Origin of the sequence: uncultured Streptococcus sp., from assembly GCF_963521865.1 — a bacterium.
Classification (GTDB): Bacteria; Bacillota; Bacilli; order Lactobacillales; family Streptococcaceae; genus Streptococcus.
In genome coordinates this window covers 1-22,465 of record NZ_CAUQWY010000023.1, presented here as the reverse complement: position 1 = coordinate 22,465, position 22,465 = coordinate 1, and the positions used below count along the sequence as shown (strand labels likewise).

Below are 22,465 nucleotides of genomic sequence, written 5' to 3'. Positions count from 1 at the left end.
TTTGATTTTAAATTTTCGCAAAAAAAAAAAAGCCTTTTGGGAAAGCGAGCAATTTTCAGAAAATTTCTTTTTGTATTTTTTATACTTTTTTTAAATAAATATATGCAATGTTATCCAATCAATCATATAAAAATAGTTGATGTCATTCGGAAAGATAGCGTATACATTTTTTGGTTTTAGTAAAATAAATAAGTTTGATATATAAAAATAGATATTCTCCCACACAAAAAAGAAATCATTCGGAAAAATTATTAAAACAAAACATGCTACCTAGTTCGATAACATGTCCATTTCTATTTTATAGCAACTCCTCAAACTCAGTTACTGACATACCTAATTGCTCACTAGCAACCTCAGCTGTTAAAAGATGTTGGCGAACGAGATTTAGTAGCATAGACAGACTTCCTTCAACTTTTCCTCGTTCAAGACCCTCTGCACGACCACGTTCAAGTCCACGTTCTAAGCCTTGTTCAATACCTTCGGCCCTAGCAGTTTCCAAGGCATAGTCCTGTGCTAACAAGGCTTGTTCTTCGCGCATACGTAGTTGACTAAACATTTTCCTGTCCTCCTCGGACCAGCTCTTATAGTCCAGCAGTTGGTCTGCTTGGCTGATGGCTCGCTCGGGTTCTTGGGTAAAGGGTTTATTCCCAAAAAACTCCAACCACGGTTTACGAACCTCGTCTTTGCTGGTTTCTCTATATTTTTTTAATTCCAAGAACGCCATCTTAACCAGATGGTTTTCTTGTCCATTATTTGTGATGGTTAAGGCTTCACCTGTCGTGTCCTCTCGCATACTAAAGCTATGAAAAGCCAGGTCATCTGAGAAGTAGTTGCTATTCACGATTGCGATAGCGTATACTGGTGCAATATGTTTATAACTCTGATGAGTATTACCCTCTTGCTGACGGATTTTTTCTAGATTTTGATTGACCTGACTACATAGATAAGCCCACAGACGATTGATGAAAAAATTCTGATGATGCACCTGAATCTCAATGATAACTTGCGTTCCATTATCTAACTCCGCTAAAACATCTATACTGGTATAGAAATCCTGCGCTGAGTAAGGCACGGAAGGCAAGACATGAATATTGCTCCCCTCCAAAATAGTCACATTTTTTGCTGGCAAGTCCAACATATCGCGAATAAATTGACAAGTGATTTCTGGATTACTAAATATTTTTTTAGCTACCAAATCATTGGTCGGGCTAATGCCCGGATGTCTGAGAATCATCCATTTCCTCCTTCTATTATAGCACATTTTTAAATCTAGATTTACTAGATTTGATGCTTCTATCTATTTATTCGGAAAGGAAATGGATTGTGAAGATGTTTTATCTCGTTTCAACTAAAATATGAGCTTGATCAACCAGTTGTCCATCCACAGTCAGATTCAGATAGAAATCCAAGGTCTTATCAGCAGCAAAATACAGGGTTGGTAGCTGCAAATCTTTTTTGCATTCCCCAGCTTGAAACGCAAGGACTTGAATCTCGTCCTGATAGGCGACACCATGGACACCTGTCCCCGGTTGAATCGAAATCTTAGCCTCCAAGGGAGTATTACTTTCGCTACGTTCAATCCTAAAATGAAGGGTCTCTCCCTTTGTCACAGCTAGACTTTTTTCTGCAAATGCTAGCCCCTGAACAACTTCTGTTTTTGATAAGCTAGGAGTTTTATAGAGTGAAATCTTGGTCAATACAGGCATAGATTGTGCCTCTGTAATCATCACGCGCACCTTCTGTGCCTCTACTAGCGGACCTCGCAGGAGACGCTTATGACCAACTGTGAAGCCCCTGCCAAATTCCTTCCAGACGCCGTCCACCTCTATTTGCACATGAAAAGCAGCGATTCGTTGTCCTAGCTTCAAATCTTCTCTTAACTCAATTACATCAAAAGTTTTAGGTGATCCTAAGTCGAGTTCTAACTGGATTGGCAAGTCTGCATCGCTTGCCCAAGAGCTGCTTTCAAGACCATCTGTCAGATGGTGACAGGCAAAGTCTGCGGAAAGAGCTGGACCAGATACCTTAGCTCCCAGAGCCAAATCTTCTTTATAGAGCTCATTGCGATAGGCCGCAAATTCATAAAGGCGTTCAATATCCTTTGCATCAAATAGCCCATCTTGATTCGGCGGAATATTGAGCAAGAGTGGAGTTCCTCGCCCTACTGAGTGAAAGTAGATTTCAACCAACTCCTCGAGAGATTTGGGATCCTGATCATCATGGTAAAACCAGCCCGGCCGGATGGAAACATCTGCCTCACCGATTGAAAAAATCGTGCCCGAGGGATCTCCGTGCTGAAGATAGTCCAGCTCTGCTTCTGTTCCTAGTTTATCAGGATTCACCTTTTGCCACAGGGGATCACCTGCATACCCTCGTTCATTGCCAATCCAGCGTATACTGGTGCCTTCTGTTGAAAAAATTAAGCAATCTCCCTGCAAGTCCCGAATGGTTTCAAACCATTTTTCAAATTCATAATTGACCTTTTGAGCGCCCTCTCCTCTGGCACCATCCATCCAGACCTCAGCAAATTTCCCTCCATTTCCATAGGCAGGATTTGATAAGATTTCCTTCAGCTGAGCCAGATAATAGGCATTGTAGTCCGCTTCTCGGTCCACATGATAGAGAGGACTGTGGGCATCCCACGGCGATAGGTAGATCCCCATATCCATATCAAACTCTGTGGCAGCTCGGGATACTTCAAGGAGCAAGTCCCCCTCTCCATTCCTCCAAGGACTAGCCTTAACCGAATAATCTGTGTGAGCTGTCGGATAGAGGACAAAGCCATCGTGGTGCTTGATCACCAAAATCAACTTTTTAAAGCCCGTTTCCTTGAGCACGCGAACCCACTCACGCGCATCTAACCTTGTCGGATTAAAGCGTTCAGGATCCTCCTGACCTGTCCCCCATTCCTGATCATAAAAGGTATTGGGGCCAAAATGGATAAAGGCTGCTAGTTCATCCTCTAAATAAGCTAGCTGGGCCTGACTAGGCAAGGGGACATGCGGTTTTACTTCTCTTACCATACTACTTCCTATCTACATTTTTCTTTACTTTTTTAGCATGTACTTGTAATTCTGTTAACGCAAGTGGGTTTACCAAGTTTTCAAATCGAAGACGAAGGGCATAAGTCTCCACCTTGTCAAATTCAAAACGAAGCTCTTCATCCTTGTCACTTGACACTTTTCGGATAGCTGATACAGGTCGCCAATTCTCCTCTTGCTTGAGCAGGGAATCCTTGTCCAAATGGTTGGGAGTCCGAGGTAAAGTAGGTTCATTCCCCACATAATAATCAATAAAGGTCGGCTCAACAGCCACATATTCTTGATTTTCAACATAATACAAGGTCACATTATCCACAAATCGCGGTTTTAAAATCCCTGCATCTCCAAAAAGAATGCCCACGCTGGCTTGCTCTGACTTGGTAATCCAAGTATTGGCTGTCGATTTTTTCCGAGCAATGACCTTGTCATTGAGGTAAGAGACTGGGTGATTCGGCTCTGAATGGGAAGCAAAGACCAGAGGCAGGTTGGATCCTGTCCACTGATTGGAAATAACTTCCCCATCTACACTGGCATCTGTCACATGAATAGTGACTGTTGCTGGTAACTCACAGCCCGCTACTTGTCCTGTGAGTACACTTTCTCCTACCTGAGCATAGATTTGAGGCTTGAGTTCATCCCAAGTCACCTTGGCCGTATCTCGTCTGCCATCTGATAAGACTAGCTTGACTCGGTCTGGTAAATGTGGGACTTCCTTGACAAGCGTCCAAACCTTTTCAGGCTCAATAGCGCAAATCCCTTGGACACAAACCTGAGCAGAAGCCTTTATATCCAGTCCCTCTAGCTGGCCAGATACCGTAAATTCATGAAATTTTTCTAAATCTTCTTTAGGAATTTCCTCCCAAACAACCTTGACTCGTTTTGCACCGCCAAACTCATAGTCCACCAAGACCGAGGACGGAAGCTGGGGATAAGTCCCCCTATCTGTATACAAGCGAAGTGATCGTACAGAAAGTGCCTGCCCTAGTGAGGTATTTTCTTCGACCTGCAAATGAGTTTGATAGGCCTTCCCTTGATAAAAGGCGTGAATAGCCAAGTCCCCTGCAGACAAGCAATGAAGCACTCCCTGCTTGATAATGGCGTGGGCACTACCACTCATCTCCCAAATCACTTCACTATTCCCCACCTTGTTCACAGGGTTATCCACAGTTTGTGGATAAAGTCCAATAGCTGGGGAATCCCCTTCTTGTAAACCTGCCTGCTTGTCCACTCGAATCTTAAACAAGCGCTGATTTTTCACTAGCTGGCAATCAAAAGACTCTCCCACCAAGAAATTAAAACTCGCTGGCTCTAACCCTCTGGCACTGGCTTCTACTCTCACCTGGCCTGCCTGCCCCAAGCTCTGAACCAAAAGGACACCTCTGCCATGGAAGGCTTTCCGCTTAAACCGATCATTTTTATGAGCCTGATAACGTTCACGACTGGCCTGCCTGCCATTATCAACACCCACAATGCGAGCAGGGCCCTCAATTTTAAAATGAAGCTGATTGGAAGCAGTCGGAACCCAATTTCCATCCTTATCCAATACATCAAAATAGAGATAGAGGAGGTCTTGCCCATCTGGATCCAGTTTTGTTTTCTCGGCATGTAACCCGATTTTAGCAGGCTTACCTGCAGTCATCACCCTATCTTCTGCCACAAGCTGACCTTGACAGTCATAGGCTACAGCATGCAATTCTCCTGGTTGATAGGGCAAACGCCATTCGAGATAGAGTTGGTCAGAACCTTCTCCCTCTTGGTATTTTCTACCATCTGAAGTCCATTTTTCCTGAAAAGTCTTCCTGCCTTGAGATTTTGCATTGAGAAATAGCTCTACTGAACCAGCATTTGAATACACTCGAACAGGGATATCCCCATACTTATCCACAACTTGTTGATAACTCTTGTGGATTTCCCAATTCCAGTGGGGCAGGATATGAACCATGGGATGCTGATCTAGGTCCAACCACTGACTTTGATAGAGATAATAGTCATTTTTAGGAATCCCTGCTGTGTCCACAATCCCAAAATAGGAACTCTTTACAGGCGTGTCATTTTGATTGTGCCAAGGAGTTGGCTCACCGATATAGTCTACTCCTGTCCAGATAAATTGACCTGCATAGTCTAGCCGATTTCTATCTGCTATCCAAGAAGCCGTCGCCGTCTTCCCCCAAGGAACCCGATCATTGCCATAGTCTGACTGTTCAAATTTCCGCACACGACGATTATCTCCAACCCATTCCTTATCTGGGCGAAAATAGCTGTCACGAGTCCGTGTAGCCGATGAGGTTTCAGATCCATAAAGTCGCCACTTGGGATGTCTTTTGCGAATCGCGTCAATATTGTCTTCTGAGTAATTCAAGCCCACCACATCCAGTAAATTGGCTATCTTTTCATGACCTCCAGAACCATCTCCAAAACGGAATTGATCCATTCCCATGGTCACAAAACGGCTATCATCAACCTCCTTGACCCTTTCTAGCAAGCGCTGGATCGTCTTCAATGAATGAGCATCTCCATTTGCTTCGCTGACTTCATTTCCCAAGGACCACATAAAAATCGCTGGATTGTTCTTGCCACGCTCAATCATAGTGCGCAAATCGTAATCTGACCAGAAATCGCCTGCTTTCGCTTCTGGATGAGTCGCTTCTTCCTCAAAAAAGCAACCATAGTCATATTCTTTCTTGCCTCCATACCAGGTATCAAAGGCTTCTTCTTGGATGAGCAAGCCCATTTTGGCAGCCACATCCAGCAATATACTACTGGCTGGATTATGGGTGATTCGAATAGCATTGACTCCCATTTCCTTCATCTGGCGCAATCGTCTCTCAGCAGCTGACCTGTTTTCCACAGCTCCCAGCGCTCCGTAGTCATGGTGCAAACAAACCCCATGAATCTTCAACCAGCGACCATTTAGAAAGAAGCCCTTATCCGCTTTCCAATCCATATAACGGTAACCAAAAGTCTCCTCTTCTTCATCAACCAAAATACCATTTTTATAAAGGCGAGTCTTCAATTGGTAAAGGTGAGGATGATCAATATCCCAAAGCAAAGGTTGAAAAATTGATATGGCTTGTTGGAAAGAATATTTGTCCCCAGACTCAATCACTAGAGAGTCTGTCACCTGCCAGTCTGTCACCTGCCAGTCTGAAACCTGTTGTCCATCATACCAGATACTCTGCTCCAAATACACCGACACGGACTGAGATCCATCATTTGAAATCTTACTTTCAAGCTGAGTTTCAACCCATCCATCTCTTTGTTCCTTGAGTTTGGGACTTTCTATCTTACTCCCATACAAATCCAGATGTACCGAATCCGTAATCAATAATTTTACTTCTCGGTAAATACCACTGCCCGAATACCAACGACTGCTAGGTTGCTGATTGTCCACAAAAACCGCAAGCTGGTTGGCCGTCCCATCGTTTCTTAGATAAGGCGTGATATCATAAGAAAAAGGTGTGTAGCCATTGGGATAATGACCCAGCACTTGCCCGTTGATATAGACTTGGGCATTCATGTAAACCCCATCAAAGAGCAAACGCACCGAAACAAGACTGGCATCTTCTTCCAAGTAAAACTGTGTTCGATACCAGGCTTGACCCCCGTTTAACTGACCACCCTCATTTTGCGCTGGCGAATACTGGTCAAAATCATTGTAAATACTCCAGTCATGTGGCACTTGAATGGCCTGCCAATTTCCCCTCTGAAAATCTTGCGCCAAGGCCTCTTCCTTCCCCACCTCTTGGCTAAAAAACCAGTGATTTCGTAAAACTTCTTCTCTTCTCATACAAGCATTCCTCTTTAAACAAGTCTATCAATTTGACTATATCACAAAACAAAAGCGCTTTCAAGACTTCCTCCATCACTCCCTAAATCCTCAGAAAAGATTCTATAATTTGTGGAAAAGTCTGAAAATCACTCCATGTTCATACATTAAGAAACAAGGTCAAATCTTACAAGAGAGCAAAAAACACCCCTCTGAATGTTCATTCCAGAGAGATGTCCCTTTTGTCTTAGCTATTGTAAATCGACTGTCTAAAGTCATCTGAATCTTTGAGATAAGCTTTATAAATCGCTTTTTTCAGTTTTTGGACTGGAGTTTCGATAAATTTAAACTTTTTAACCGTTGTATTTCCTGCTTTTATCTGAGCAAGTTCTTCTTTAACAGCTTTATTCATAAGCCCTTGTAATTTTTCTTTACTATCAATCACTTCTTCTTTTCCGTTGTAATTTATAGTAATTGGTTTTAACTTACCTAATTTCTCAACACGCTCAGTTATTTGCTCTTTTTTGAAAGCTGCGTAAGATTTTCCTAAAATGTTATCGAAAATATATTTATCAGATAGCGGTTTGCCTTCTTCTTCAGCTTGGTTTTTATATTGATTTGACACATAAGGAACAAATCCTCCATAATAGCCCAAAGCAGCCATCAATTCAAATGCTTGTTTTCTAAAGGTGATATCCCCACTCATACCAGAGTCATTTTGACTAACACCATAAATGGTATCAAACATATCAACAGTATAGTAACCATTTGCTGCAATTTTACCTTTATCTGAAAAACCAGTAATGATATAACGATTGACCAGGATATGATTGTCAATCAAACTATTAATATCTGTCAATTTTTTGGCATCTTCTAAGGTCAGAGCTTGAATCTCCTCACTCTTATGAGTCGGTTTAACTGCTGTATTACGGTAATCTACCCAAGTTCTAGGACCTGTTGAAGGAATCGGCATTATTTTTTTGAAATAACTCATCTTGTCTTCTGCAGATAATCCTTTACTTGCCTCTGCTTCTAGGTAATCTAGAGTATAAAGGACATCAAAACTTCCCTTCATGTAAGATTGCAAATCTTCTGCCGTTTTAAATCGATCAGGTGTTTTATTGTAAAATCCATTCTTATCACTCTCATCATATACAAAGTTGAGATTGAAATAAGTATCCTTTTCTGGATTATAGGAATTTTCAAAAATACCACGCGCATAAAACTCTGCTCCTGTACCATCTCGACGACCGTGATTATTAAACAAGACCGTTCTATCTAGTAAGTGCGTCATTTCATGAGAATAAGTAGCTGAACCTCTATCATCCAGAACCCTATCTATAAAGTAACGGACACCTAGGCCATTCGCTTCAGCTCCCACCTTACTTACTGGAGAATAGTAATTCATAGGAGTCATAAATTGGTCGACCCCCTTATCAGCTCCATTACCAGTAGCTGGTGACCAAGTGCTATCAATCTGGGCATTCGGATTACTTGTATATTTCTTCATCGTATCAATAATCAAGCGATTTGTCAGCAACTTATCACGATTTTCTGGTTTTGTTATACGATAAAGAGTATCAACATAGTTGGCTTGTTGTACAGCCGCCTTTTCAATTAAAGACTTGACTCTAGCAAGCTCAGCCTGATACTTAGTTGGATTAGACTGGGCAAGAGAAGTATCTATATAGGAACCAATATTACCATAAGTAATCGTCGCCATATTACTAATCACGTAAACATTTGGTTCTTTCACATTCAAAAGTCCCAAAATAGCAGCCATATTAGCCTCTTGTTTACGAGGATCCTTTTCCCCAGCTGTCAACTTGCTATACAACCCGACATGCGCTGAAGGATTTTCCTTAGATGGTTTTTCAACAATCATAGCTTGGCTAGATTTTTTAAGCCAGGTATCCGCATCATCTGACGTAAAGAGTTGACGATTGCTGTCTAAAAATTCCTTCAAACTAGCCTTACCAGTGATAGTAGATAAATATTTTGTAAATGTTTGAGGACTATTGGTCAATTTCATCTCTTCATAAGACATGGATCCTAATTTCTTCAAACTATCCAAGGCTGTCATTGTCTTATTACCAAATGAACTTGGATTAAAGGCCAGAATATCACGAATATTAGTATCCCCAAATTGAATATTATAAAAACGATTGATATAAGACAGTCCCAACAAAATCTGTTCTTTGTATTGCTCCAGCTCTTGTTTGACCTTACTACGATTTTCAGGGGTATCTCCTATAATCCCCAAAGTATGAGAGGCAATCTTTTTGAAACTTGACTCAGCTTGCGTCTTCGTCTGATCAAAGCTTTCTTGAATTGACAGTTTTTGAAGATACTCTGTGCGCAACATATCTTTGACCTCTTGGTCAGTGATATTTGGGTGTGTTTTTCTGAGCGCAATTCTCTTTGTTATAATATCTCGAGGATCATAGACAGGCTCCAACTGTGCTTTTAGTTTACTGTCATGTAAGAAATCTACTGATCTCGCGCTTGTGGTAAGAGCAGACACATCCACAGCATCTTCTCTCTCACTATTAGCTGGAAGGATGTGTGGTTTATCCTCCTGACTACCAACTAAAACAACTCTCGGTTTCATTGGTTTTGTTATTTGACTCACTTCTTGAGGATGAACCAATTCACCAGTTTGTTCATTGACAGCGTAGGTTCTTGTAAGTGTATTCTCACCAACTTCTCCTTCAGATGCTACCTTTTCTATGTTTTTAGCAAGTGAAGAATCCTCTCTTCGCTCCTCAGTAACAGAAATCGATTGTATTACTTTTTCCACATTACCAACTTGAATCACTTTATCGACTGCTGGATTTACTTGTCTAGTAGTGTCAGATACCGTCACCTGACCTGTTGCCTTATCCAGTTGATAAGTCGTCCTAGTTTCCACCGAACCATCACGCCCTGCAACCGCTACTTCCTGTCGTCTGAACTCCAAAGCAGGATTCACCTGGTAAATCGTTTTATGAGATAGAACAGTGGTTTCAACACTCGGTTTAGTTCCAATTTCTACAACTTGATCAACCTTGTTAGCTACTATTTTGACAGTTTTATTCTCAGAAATATTTCCACTCGCTTGATCTTTAGTATAGGTAGTAGTAACTTGTTCTTGTCCCTCAACACCCGAAATTTTTACTCTTGTAACACCGGGGTCTAGTGCCTCATTCTTTTCATAAATAGTTTCATAAGGAACAGCTTTGGTCTCTACTTTGGTCTGAGGAAGTTGAGTGTCTTCTTTATACTCTGGGAGAGCCTCCTGTATCTCAGGTTCACTGGAAACACTACCTTCATAAGACGGAAGAGACGGTTCTACCAAGGATTCGCCAGAAACACCACCTTCATAAGATGGAAGCATTGGTTCTACCAAAGGCTCACCGGGGACTCCGTCCTCATAAGACGGAAGGGTTGGCTCTACCAAGGATTCACCAGAAACACCACCTTCATAAGATGGAAGAGGTGGTTGGACTTCCGGGGCTAGGTTTATGCCATTTTCTTGAGACTCCTTCTCTTTTGTCCCGACCAAAATCACCTGAGCAACTGCTTCACGAAGCACTTCTCTCCCTACTTCATTTCGCGTAACAATACCATCGACAACCCTTACCTCTGTTAAGATTCGTTCTTGTCCCTTGGCACCTTCTATAGAAATTCTTTTTTCTCCCTTAGCCAGAGTTGGGTCAGACTGCAATTGAGTTTCAAACTCTATCTCCCCTACCCTAATTTCCAGTTCTGGCTTGTCTTCAATAACAGTTTTCCTTCCTTCATCTGGTACTTTTTTAGACTCAATACTCATACTTTTTTCAGGAGTTGGATTTAAAAGGGGTTCAACTGCGTAGGATGGTTGAGGAGATTGTACAAGATCTTCAGTCGTTCTAAAATGAGATGCAGACTGTGGTACAATCTTCTTAGATTGAGGTTCTGAACCGTCCTCCTTTTGAGATAATGCTGGCGACTCTACCTTATCAGCAGAAAGTTCCTTGTTACCACTATCTCTTACCAAATAATATCCCGTAAATTCATATCCTTGGACTCTTTCAGGGCTTGGTAGAAACTGACCTTCTACTCTCTTAACAAGGGCTGGTTGCAATTCTACCAGATTTTCTAAAGCAGAGATGGATGCTCCCCAGCCACCAACAGCAAAGACGGTCACAAGGAAGTAAGACGCTCCCTTTTTTCTCTTGATTAAAGTGAAGGAAAGCAATAATAATCCTGCTCCCAGGATAAACATCTCATCATTAGAAAAAAGACCTGTTTCTGGTAATCTTGTAGCCAATTTTCGATAGACAAAGTAGTATTCTTTTCCCTCTTTTACCTCAATCTTATTTTCTTCAAACCATTGCAACTCCGATTTCAGCTTTTCAGATAAATCCTGCTCATCCAAATAATGACTTGAAATTAGTGTTGAAATCGTTTCTGTAGCCTGTACGGGTTGAGTCCCCATACCAGCAAAAAATAAACTCGTTCCTAGCAAGACTGAACAAGCTCCTATTGTATATTTCCTCAAAGAAAAACGCTGTTTTCTCTCAAATTGATATTCTTTCATTCCATTCCCATCATTCATTATTACTGTATATTTAGTATATCAGAAATAGTTTGTATTCACAAATCTTTCTAGTTATTCCCTTATCATTCCAAGTTGAGGGAGACAACATACAATAATTTTTATTTAAATGTATATCAATGTTCTTTGCTTTTCTTAACAAAAGCAATACAAAAAGAGCCTGTTGCCAAGCTCTTTGTACTCAATGAAAATCAAAGAGCAAACTAGGAAGCTAGCCGCAGACTGTACTTGAGTACGGCAAGGCAACGCTGACGTGGTTTGAATTTGATTTTCGAAGAGTATTAGTCTATTATTTCTTCTCAGCGCGAAGGGCTGACAAGATTTGTGTACGGATATCATCCACACCATTTGGCGTATTTGGTAAAAAGATCGTTTGGTTTCCTTTAGAAGCAAAGGTATTCAAGGTATCCAAATACTGGTTGGTCAAGAGGATGGACATGATTTGTTCTTCTGTCATGCCAACATTGGCTTCCTTGAGTTCGGTGATAGACTCTGCCAAGCCATCCACAATCGCCTTACGTTGTTGGGCAATCCCCACACCATGAAGGCGGTCTTTTTCTGCTTCGGCTTCAGCTGCAGTGACAATTTTAATCTTGTCGGCTTCCGCCAATTCTTGCGCTGCGACCCGCTTACGTTGCGCCGCATTGATTTCATTCATGGATTGCTTGACTTCTGCATCTGGCTCTACCTTAGTAATCAAGGTTTTCACGATAATATAACCGTAAGTAGTCATTTCTTCCGCTACTTGATGTTGAACTTCAAGGGCAATCTCATCTTTTTTCTCAAACAATTCATCCAAGGTTAATTTTGGAACAGAAGAGCGAAGGGCATCTTCGATATAAGATTTAATCTGAGATTCTGGACGCATGAGTTTATAGTAGGCATCTGTTACGCTCTGCTCGTTGACACGGTACTGGGTCGCTACATTCATCATAACGAACACATTGTCCTTTGTCTTAGTCTCAACCACAATATCACTTTGCAACAAGCGCAACTGAATCCGCGCTGCAATCGAGTCAATTCCAAAAGGCAATCGAATATGAATACCGCTATTGGCAACCTTTTGGTATTTCCCAAAGCGTTCAATAATCGCCACCGACTGCTGACGAACCACATAAACTGTACTCAGTGTGACTATCACCAATAGGAGCACACAAACCACCACAAAAATCATCAAAAATGTTGCCATTATCGTGACCTCCATTATTATTTTTTCCTGTATTATAGCACATTTAAAGAAGGTTGTGCAGTTTTTACTGCGATTTTTCCTGAAATGTCAATAATTAGAGGTGAATTGTTCTATTATCGTCTAATCCTTGCTAAAATAACTCTTTATAAAAGGCAATCGTTTCTTCTAGGGTTGGCATAAATGGATTTCCTGGCGCACATGCATCAATCAAGGCATTCTTAGAAAGGTATTCAAAGTCGAAATCTTTTTCTTCAATACCAAGTTCAGTCAATTTCTTAGGAATACCTACTGTCTCAGAAAGCTTCTCAATCTCAGCAATCGCATAATCAGCACACTCTTGATCTGATTTATCTTCTACATGGAGTCCCAAGGCTTTAGCAACATTGCGGAAAGCTTCTGGTACACGTTTAGCATTTTCACGTTCTATAACTGGTAGCAACATGGCACAGCAAACACCGTGTGGCAAATTATATACTGCACCGAGTTGATGAGCCATTGAGTGAACATAACCAAGACCAGCATTATTAAAGCTCATACCACCAAGAAAAATAGCATTGACCATACCTTCACGCGCTTCAATATCGTGTCCGTTTGCTACGGCACGAGGGAGGTATTCCTTGATAAGCTCAATTGCTCCAATAGATAATTTCTTGGTCACATCATAAGCACCAGGTGTTACCAAAGCTTCAACAGCGTGGGTCAGAGCATCCATACCTGTCGCTGCAGTCAAAGCTTGAGGTTTTGAAATCATCAATTCAGGGTCATTAACAGAGATAAGAGCAAGGCTATTCTTGTCAACCATTACCATCTTAACCTTGCGTTCTTCATCAGTAATCACATAGTTAATGGTAATTTCTGCTGATGTACCTGCCGTTGTATTGATAGCCACAACTGGCAAGCCTTTTTTAGCAGACTTATGAAGCCCTTCATAATCCTGTGTTTTTCCACCATTTGTAGCCATGATAGAGATACAACTAGCTGCATCCTGTGGAGACCCCCCACCAAGACTGATGATAAAATCACATCCATGTTCTTGCAAAGCAGCTACCCCATCTGTGACATTCTTACAAGTAGGGTTTGGTTCTACATCGCTAAAGATGACATATTCGATTCCTTCTGTATCCAGTGGTTTTAAAACCTTAGGTAAAATATCACTGCCTTCGATAAACTTATCTGTCACCAAAAGTGCCTTTTTATAGCCAAGTTCCTTGATATAAGGACCCACTTCATTTACAACACCTTTACCAATAAGGTTGACTGCTGGAACATAAAATGTAGCCATATAATTTTCCTCCTGCGCCTTTGCGCTATCTATTTAACATCATTATATTACTTTTTGTATTCGTTTTCAATTATTTGTGAATTGTTTAACAAATCTTTTTAAAAGGAGTGGAATTTGACTATTATTTATGAGATTCTTTTCCATCAGTAAACAAAGCAAGTCGAACAGATTTTGAAATTATAATATACGAGGACTTGCGAAAACCCTCTGTTTTCGCCCCTCAATTTAATAAAAGAAGTTGTACATATGCAGCAACTTTACTCACAATGTAAGTTAGTTTTAATATACAAGCTACCACACTTCAAGAATTAAGCAATGTTGATAATCTAAATTTGATGTGTATACTATTTTTGTCATCGGTTACCGATTACGTTCCTTACGGTTCGTGAGAGGAGGTGAAACTAATGAACCTTGCCCCAGAGCTCGTTCTTACTATTGTAGCGGACGTCATCGCAGGAATTATCTTGTATTTCGTCTGCAAATGGCTAGATGGTAAGAAGTAGACCGAATGACTAGCCTGTAAACACCCGTTAAATCGCTAAGATACGTCAAAAAATCCCTTAACTACGGCCATAGTTAAGGGATTTGGTGTTCTAATGAACCTTGCCCGATAAAATTATTCTAACATACAGGTCCAGATATTTCAAGAGTTTTATTTATTTTTTTAAAGTGCCTTAGGTATCTTAAAAGTCTATAATGAAGTTATACTCTTCGAAAATCAAATTCAAACCGCGTCAACGTCGTCTTGCCGTACTCAAGTACAGCCTGCGGCTAGTTTCCTAGTTTGCTTTTTGATTTTCATTGAGTATCAGCCATCTAGTACCAAAAAACCGACTAGCTCTTATGAACTAGTCGATTTTCTCATCAATGCGCCAACATTTCTTGGGCGATTTCTTGTCCAGATAGGTTATCTGGATAGTAGGTTGGCCAGTTATCCATTTCTTCAAAGAGGGCTTCTTGGCTTGTGCCTCCAAAGAAGATATGGAAATGTTCTGCCTTAACTGGGGCGATATTGTGGTCACTAAACTGAACATATTTGAATTGTCCAGCATCCGCATCTGTCGCTTCAAAGAGGAAGCGCACACCACGATTGCCTTTCTTATAAGTCAAGATTTTCTTGCCAACATACTTGTAAGTATGTTTCTTACTTTGTCCACCTTGAACAAATTCTATAGTGTTATCAGTGATATTAATCTTCGTCACATCTGTCTGATAGCCTTTTGTATAGTAAGCCTTGTACTCAGCCTGGGTCATCTTACCAGTCAACTTAGCCTTGTAATCAAAGACCTGATCAAAAGTACCATCTTCAAGGAAAGGATAAACTGATTGCCAGTTACCTGCATAGTCACTCAAGGTGCGGTCCTTGACAGCTGAATCTTCAAAGTAACCATTTTGGACTGTCTTGGTATCCTCTGCCTTTTCAGGCTCAATTGCTGGGCCTTCTTGGTCTGTTGTTTGTTTTAGAGCCTTGAGATTTTTCTCCATCACGGAAATATAGTTTTCGCCAGCCTTGGTATCCTCTTCTGTCAGACTTTCTAAAGGATTAAGGACATCTGTTTTGACACCTGCTTCTTTTGAAAGTGTGTTAGCAAGGGCCTGTGAGGCATTTTCCTCAAAGTAGATATAGGCAATTTTATTTTTCTTAACGTACTCTGTCAATTCTGCCAGACGAGCAGCTGATGGTTCTGCATCTGGAGAGAGGCCTGAGATTGCGACTTGTTTGAGTCCATAGTCCAAAGCAAGATAGTTAAAGGCTGCGTGCTGAGTCACAAAGCTCTTTTGTTTGGCTTGAGACAAGCCTTCTGCATAAGCCTTATCCAAGGCTTGCAATTTTTCGATATAGGCAGCAGCATTCTTCTCAAATGTCTCTTTTTTATCCGGATAATCTGCTGATAGGCTGTCACGGATGTTCTCTACTAGTTTAATGGCACGAACTGGTGATAACCAAACATGGGGATCGTACTCATGGTGATGGCCTTCTTCTCCATGGTCATGGTCTCCATCTTCTTCCTCACCACCTGGCAAAAGCAACATATCTCCTGTCGCCTTGATGGTTTTGACCTTTTTCTTATCCAAGGTATCTAGTAATTTAGGAACCCATGTTTCCATGTTTTCATTTTCATAAACGAAGGTATCTGCATCTTGGATTTTGGCAACTGCCTTGGCAGACGGTTCATATTCATGGGGTTCTGTACCAGCACCGATGAGGAGTTCTACATTAGCCGTATCTCCTGCAACTTGCTTGGTAAATTCATAGACAGGGTAAAAGGTTGTCACAATATTTAGTTTACCATCCACCTGCTTTTGATTGGAACAAGCCACTAAAAACAAGGCACATAGACTGGCTAGCAATAAGCTAATTTTTTTCACGTTCGTCTCCTATTTGATAAAACGTCTTACTAAACTGATGAGTAAAAAGACAGTTACAAAAATAATGGTAATACTTGCGCTTGCAGGTGTTTCTGCATAGTAGGAAATGTAGAGTCCTGCTACCATTCCCAAAAATCCAATAGCACTGGCAAGCAGCATAACCGATTTAAAGTTTTTCCCTAGACGCAGGGCAATACTAGCTGGCAAGACCATAATGGTCGATACCAGAAGAGCTCCTGCAGCAGGAATCATAAGGGCAATGGCCACCCCTGTCACCATGTTAAAAAGAATGGACATGGTACGAACTGGCAAGCCATCCACAAAGGCCGTATCCTCATCAAAGGTCAGGATATACATCGGACGAAGGAAGAGGAAGGTCAAAATCAAAACAACCGCCGCAATGACAAAGAGGGAAATAACCTGCTCCTCACTGATAGTCACAATTGAACCAAAAAGGTACTGGTCCAAACTCATTGAACTGGAGCTTTTACCCTTGCTCATGACAATCAGAGAAACAGCCAGACCCGTTGACATGAGGATAGCTGTCCCGATTTCCATAAAGCTCTTGTAAACCGTACGGAGATATTCCAGAAAGACCGCCGCAATCAAGACAATAGCAATAGTTGAAATAGTCGGAGAAATCCCTAGTACCAGACCAAAGGCTACACCTGAAAGCGAGACGTGGCTAAGAGTATCACTCATCAAACTCTGACGGCGCAAGATAAGGAAGGTTCCAAGAACTGGCGAGAAAAGACTCATGGCAATAACCGCCAGAAAGGCACGCTGCATAAAGTCATAAGATAACAAACTAAGCATGGCCCACCTCCTGATCATTCTCATGAACGTTGAAACAACGCCATGGCGAGTCTTGGTTACGAACTAGATGAATATTGCGATCCGCATAGTCCTTAACTTCTTCAGGGTCATGAGTAATCATCAAAACAGCCTTGCCATGATGATGGGCGCTGTGGTGCATGAGTTCGTAAAATTCGTTTTTACTTCCTGCATCCATCCCCGTTGTCGGCTCATCTAGGATAAACACATCTGGATCAGAAGCAAACATACGCGCGATTACCGCTCGCTGCTTTTGTCCTCCAGATAGAGAACCCAAGCGTTTGTCTCTGTGTTCCCACATGCCAACTGAGTCCAGACTAGCCTTGATATGCTCCTCATCATGAGCATTCAAGCGACGGAACCAACCCTTTCGCGGATAGCGACCTGATTTGACAAATTCATAAACCGTACTTGGAAAACCTGCATTAAAACTAGCAATCTGCTGGGGAAGATAGGCTATTCTCAATTTCTTACCCTGCGTATTTGTCTTTGAAATGGTCACCTTGCCAATGCGTGGCTGGAGGATTCCAAGACTGGCCTTGATGAGTGTCGTCTTAGCTGCCCCATTCTCCCCCGTCAAGGTAACAAATTCCCCACTATCAACACTATAATTGATATGTTCAAGAACAGGCTCCTTATCATAATAGAAGGATAAATCCTCTACCGTAATATATCTCATTATTTGATTTCTCCTACTAAAGCAGTCAAAAACCGCTGGATCACTTTTTGTTCATTTGGAGTAAACTGAGTCGCCACTTGTTCATAGGTTAAAAGCGTATGCTCATGGTGATGGTGGTGCTCCTCAGCGATTGGACGAGCCAAATCAGTCAACTGATAAAAAATCACACGCGCATCCTTAGGATCTTTAGATGTTTCTAACATCCCTTCCTTGACCAAAGACTTAATGGCCTTGGTAACTGCTGCCTGACTGACATTGAGACGACGCGCCAATTCTGAATTTGTTAAAGATTCCTCTGACAAGAGCATGAGAATGTGCTCCTGAGTATTGGTCAGGGCTACCTCGCTAGTGCAATGACCTATTAAAATCTCGTGCTGGTTTTCTGCCTGCAAAATTACTTCATTCAAAAAGGCATCTATATCTTTTGCTAACTGTCTCATATCTGACTCCTTTCCTTATATGCTTCTCTATTTTCAAGAGAAAATACTATTCTGTGGCATTTTATTTACCAGTTAATTATATCACAAGCAAAAAAAGAGTCAAGAAAAAACGTGAAAACTGGTTTCATTCTCGAACTCTTCCATATTATTATCTATTGAAATTCCTTGACATCTCCATCATAAATCGCCCAGTCTTTTGTGAAAAAGCGCTCATTTAGATGATAGGTAGGAGCTGGTGTGGGATTGGATAGGAAAGGATCAACTGCCTTATCAAAAGCAAGCCAACCCAACCAACCTAGGTGAATGGTATCCTTAATAAAATAAGGATCCCCTCCATTTTTTGAAAAGTCAGCAATATTAGTGAAACCTTGACTTTCTAATTGATAACGAATTTTCTCCACTGCATGCTGGTACATATCTCCTCTGAGCCCTGTGTAGTCCATCCATTTCTTATTGACAGGTTGGATGACAAAGAGGACATTAACTTTCGATTTTGCAAATTGATTGAGAACCAACTGTAAATCATTATATTCAGATGATTTTAGGAAGCTGTAATTCTTTTGATACCCTTCCCATTTTTTCAAATCCTTCTTAACCTCTCTTGTATAGAAATGATTTTCCATTCCCATATCATTATTGGTCGTATTTGTTTCTGCATCCTTTCGAGCAATTTTTTCTAACTCTTGGTAAGAAAATTGATCTGGAAGATCTTTTAAATAATTTTCCACATGTTCCTTATATTTGAGTTTTCCTCTAATGGAGAACCGACCAAATAGAGAAGCCTGTCTCTCATTGAATCGGGCAAAAATATTAATAGCAAGCTGATCAACCTCTGATAATTCTTCACCCTTTGATAATTTTTGAACAATGCCTTTTAATGCAACATTAGGATTCTGCTTTAACAATCGAATAGCCGCATGCTTTGTAGCAGTGTCACCAGATTGATTTTCCAAAAAAGCTGTCAATTGGTCACTGTTAAAAAATCTCTGAAACGCTGCGGGTTCATAATCAGTCTCCGTAAACCATTGAGGCGAAATCACAAATACCGCATGCTTATTCTCTATTTCTGGCAAAATTTGCTGTAGGCCAAAATATTGATTTAGAGAGGCTGCTCCTGCTTGACCTAAAAAGTAAGGACGATAGGGACGATGGTATTTCTCTGCTAAAACAGCTGGATGGACACTATCAAATCGAATCCATTCACTGGACCCTAGAAAAGGAATAAAACGCATATTTGGATCTGTAAAAGCCCTTACTTTTTGGCTTCTCTCTTTAAAACTCTCTACACTAACAGAAGCCGCCGAATATTTCTCCTCCGTCAGATTATGGTTTGTTGTACTTGGATAAAAAAAGATGAGTAGAAGAACCAAAAATCCAGCAGTGAAGATAGGCCCAAAGATCATCCATAAGCGTCTAAGCATTTTGTAGCTCCACAATACCAGCTATGATTTTATTAGCTGTATTCCAGTCGTCTCGACCAAACTCTGTTACAGGGACACGAATGTCAAAACGGTTCTCAATCTCCACAATCAATTCAACCGTTCCCATACTATCCAAGACACCTGCATCAAAAAGATCTTCATCCATCATGTCAGAAACATCTTCCATAAACAACTCATCAATAATTTCGATAACTTCTGATTTGATATCCATATTTTATTTCCTTTATTTTTTAAACCATAAATCATTCAAAAATCCGGAAAAGATCAAGAATGACAGCATGACGACATGGAAGGTGATAACCATGCCAAGCAACTGAATCCAGCGATTCTCAGGTAGAGCAGCCTTCCCTGCTTTTTTCCGTTCCTTATTGAGTGTTTTTTTCTTACGAACCCAAGCATCATTGACGACCAGTCCAATCCCATGAAAGAGTCCATAGGCGATGTAGTACCAGGTCACACCATGCCAAAATCCCATAATCAGCATATTTACAATGTAAGCCACGCTTGAGGTTACATTGCGATTTTTAAAGATCTTCTTTCTGGTCAATACCATCACCATTCGCATAAAGACAAAGTCACGGAACCAGAAAGAAAGACTCATGTGCCAACGATTCCAAAATTCCTTTAAATCCCTTGATAAAAAGGGCTTGTTAAAGTTGATGGGACTACGGATTCCCATTAAATTTGAAATGGCCAAGGCAAACATAGAGTAACCTGCAAAATCAAAGAAGAGCTCCAGACCAAAGGTATACATAACCGCTAAAGCATAGTGGTTAAATAAGCCACCTGACTGCAAGGCTAGATTCTTCAGAGGAGGTAGTAAAGTTTCTCCTAAAACATGAGCTAGGATAAACTTATACAAAAATCCCCACATGATATAGCGAACGGATTCTTCCAGCATATCCATCAACTCATCCCGCTCAGGAATGGTCTGATAATTTTCATTAAAACGCTTAAAGCGATCGATTGGGCCACTTGAAAAGGTCGGCATGAAGAGAAGAAAACGGAGGAATTCCCAGAGGGTAAAATTCTTAATCACTCCATCTCTCAGCTCGATGATAATCCCAACCGAACGAAAGGTCAGGTAAGAAATACCTAAAAATCCAAGCAAAGACTGCGTTCCATTGATAGCTGGCTGCACCTTGACAAAGATAATCGGAAGTAGGGACAGAAAACTAACTAGGTAGAAGACCCACTTTACATCCTTACTTTTTCGATAATACTTGTAGAAAAGCAGGAGCACTATTTCCCAACAAAGGTAAATACCCAAGGCAGCCAATTGGTTAGTCTTCCCACCTACCAACATGGTGACGATAAAGAAGAGACTAAACAATACCTCGTACCAGGCAAAGCGTTTCTTGAAAAAGAGGCCGATAAAGATGGGCAATGTTGCAGCAATCACATAAACAAAATACTGAGGATTGCCGTATGGCTCTAAATGAGGAAGTTGTTGAAAGAACTCCATCATCTCTTATTCACCTCGTTAATCAATCCTTTGATATCAATTTTTCCATTTGGAGTCAGTGGCAAACTGTCTCGGTAAAGGAATTTGGACGGCATCATATAAGACATCATAATATCTGTCAAGTCTTCCTTGATAGCCTTGGTAATATCGATATCACGTTCAAACTGCTCACGGACACCATCTTTTAAGATGACATAGGCCAAGAGATTTTGTACCTTGTGGTCCTTATTATAGCGCGGTACTGCGACAGCAGACTCGATAAAGCGAGACTTGTTGAGGTTTTGAGAGACATCTTCTAACTCAATGCGGTAACCGTTGAACTTAATCTGGAAGTCCATACGTCCGCCGTAGAGAAGCAAGCCTTCATCTGTCATGGTTCCCACATCTCCTGTGTGATAGGCTGAAAGTCCTTCAAATTCAAAGAAGGCTTCCGCTGTTTTTTCAGGATTATTCATATAACCTTTTGAAACAGCTGGACCAGAAACAATGATTTCTCCCTGTTCGCCATTTGGCAATTTATTGCCTTCCTCGTCAATGATAAAGGTTGGAGAATCAGCCTTGGTATAGCCGATTGGTAGGCGTTTGAGAGTCGCTAGCATCTCGTCTGTCACAGCAACTGCTGATAGGGCTACTGTCGCTTCTGTTGGGCCGTAGGCATTGATAATACGGGCATTTGGGAAACGTTCGCGTAGTTTTTGAGCCGTTTTAACCGTCAATTCTTCACCATCAAAGTAGAAATGCGTGATACCAGGCATTTTCTCACTGTTGAAGTCTTCAGACAACATGGCCATATCTGCAAAAGAAGGGGTTGATGTCCAGATAGCGATTGGCAATGAAAAGATAGTCGCAAAGAGTTGCTTAAAGTCCTGAGTGATGGCAGATGGTAAGGCAAAAAGAGTTCCTCCCAATGCCAAGGTCGGTGCCCAGTACATGACAGACAGGTCAAATGAATAAGGTGGCTGAGCCAGCATTTGCGGACGACTTGGCGTCGCAAATTCCTTATCCGTAATCATCCAGTTGGTAAAGCTGAGGAGGTTATCATGGGAAATCTGCACTCCCTTAGGCTTACCAGTCGTGCCAGAAGTAAAGATAATGTAGTAGTTATCATCACCCTTGACTGGATGCGTGATCTCATAGCTTGTCCCTTGAGCAAAGGCTTCTTGAACCTGAGCTAGAGTCATCATTGGCGTAGAAATCTGCTCCAATGGAAAATCTGAGATGGCAATAATCAAGCTTGGCTCTGCTACTTCTAAAATAGCCGAAACTCGCTCCAAGGCTGAATGACTGTCAATGGGAATGTAAGCATGTCCTGACTTAGTCAGTGCTACAAAAGTTGCCAACATTTCATATTCTTGGCCACCAAAAACGACCACAGGAG

14 protein-coding genes are annotated in these 22,465 nt (G+C 41.2%); all 14 read right to left on the bottom strand.

The window, feature by feature from the left end; translation table 11 throughout:
* Positions 1-298: 298 nt before the first annotated feature.
* Positions 299-1,234, bottom strand: a complete 936-nt coding sequence (locus tag RWO85_RS07085; RefSeq protein WP_314414954.1) for an Rpn family recombination-promoting nuclease/putative transposase — start codon at positions 1,232-1,234, stop codon at positions 299-301.
* A gap of 100 nt (positions 1,235-1,334) precedes the next feature.
* Positions 1,335-3,023: an alpha-L-fucosidase gene (locus RWO85_RS07080; protein ID WP_314414952.1), complete on the bottom strand. Its 1,689-nt coding sequence runs from the start codon at positions 3,021-3,023 to the stop codon at positions 1,335-1,337.
* Position 3,024: 1 nt separating this feature from the next.
* Complete coding sequence (locus RWO85_RS07075; RefSeq protein ID WP_314414949.1) at positions 3,025-6,828, bottom strand: sugar-binding domain-containing protein; 3,804 nt, start codon at positions 6,826-6,828, stop codon at positions 3,025-3,027.
* Positions 6,829-7,054: 226 nt separating this feature from the next.
* Positions 7,055-11,368 carry a ZmpA/ZmpB/ZmpC family metallo-endopeptidase gene (locus RWO85_RS07070; RefSeq protein ID WP_314414947.1) on the bottom strand — a complete coding sequence of 1,438 codons (4,314 nt, stop codon included), beginning with the start codon at positions 11,366-11,368 and terminating at the stop codon, positions 7,055-7,057.
* A gap of 307 nt (positions 11,369-11,675) precedes the next feature.
* Complete coding sequence (locus RWO85_RS07065) at positions 11,676-12,560, bottom strand: SPFH domain-containing protein (RefSeq protein WP_004235732.1); 885 nt, start codon at positions 12,558-12,560, stop codon at positions 11,676-11,678.
* A gap of 145 nt (positions 12,561-12,705) precedes the next feature.
* The gene (locus RWO85_RS07060; RefSeq protein WP_314414945.1) at positions 12,706-13,857 is read right to left on the bottom strand and encodes an iron-containing alcohol dehydrogenase; all 1,152 of its coding nucleotides are present in this window, start codon (positions 13,855-13,857) and stop codon (positions 12,706-12,708) included.
* 864 nt (positions 13,858-14,721) lie between these two features.
* The gene (gene adcA / locus RWO85_RS07055; RefSeq protein WP_314414943.1) at positions 14,722-16,227 is read right to left on the bottom strand and encodes a zinc ABC transporter substrate-binding lipoprotein AdcA; all 1,506 of its coding nucleotides are present in this window, start codon (positions 16,225-16,227) and stop codon (positions 14,722-14,724) included.
* A 9-nt stretch (positions 16,228-16,236) separates the two neighbouring features.
* On the bottom strand, positions 16,237-17,043 hold the full coding sequence (locus RWO85_RS07050; RefSeq protein WP_000950030.1) for a metal ABC transporter permease: 807 nt from the start codon (positions 17,041-17,043) through the stop codon (positions 16,237-16,239).
* Positions 17,036-17,740, bottom strand: a complete 705-nt coding sequence (locus RWO85_RS07045; RefSeq protein ID WP_001269496.1) for a metal ABC transporter ATP-binding protein — start codon at positions 17,738-17,740, stop codon at positions 17,036-17,038. Before RWO85_RS07045 ends, RWO85_RS07050 begins: the two co-directional genes overlap by 8 nt.
* Positions 17,740-18,180, bottom strand: a complete 441-nt coding sequence (gene adcR, locus RWO85_RS07040; protein ID WP_001249308.1) for a zinc-dependent transcriptional regulator AdcR — start codon at positions 18,178-18,180, stop codon at positions 17,740-17,742. Before adcR ends, RWO85_RS07045 begins: the two co-directional genes overlap by 1 nt.
* A gap of 152 nt (positions 18,181-18,332) precedes the next feature.
* Entirely contained in the window at positions 18,333-19,601 is a 1,269-nt protein-coding gene (dltD, locus tag RWO85_RS07035) for a D-alanyl-lipoteichoic acid biosynthesis protein DltD (protein WP_314414941.1), read from the bottom strand.
* The gene (gene dltC / locus RWO85_RS07030) at positions 19,594-19,833 is read right to left on the bottom strand and encodes a D-alanine--poly(phosphoribitol) ligase subunit DltC (RefSeq protein ID WP_000351967.1); all 240 of its coding nucleotides are present in this window, start codon (positions 19,831-19,833) and stop codon (positions 19,594-19,596) included. Before dltC ends, dltD begins: the two co-directional genes overlap by 8 nt.
* Before the next feature lie 12 nt (positions 19,834-19,845).
* Positions 19,846-21,090 (bottom strand): D-alanyl-lipoteichoic acid biosynthesis protein DltB, encoded by a 1,245-nt coding sequence (dltB, locus tag RWO85_RS07025; protein ID WP_314414939.1) that lies wholly within the window; start codon positions 21,088-21,090, stop codon positions 19,846-19,848.
* Positions 21,087-22,465, bottom strand: a 1,379-nt coding sequence (gene dltA / locus RWO85_RS07020) for a D-alanine--poly(phosphoribitol) ligase subunit DltA (RefSeq protein ID WP_314414937.1), incomplete at its 5' end; no start/stop codon positions are given. The genes dltA and dltB, both read right to left, overlap by 4 nt.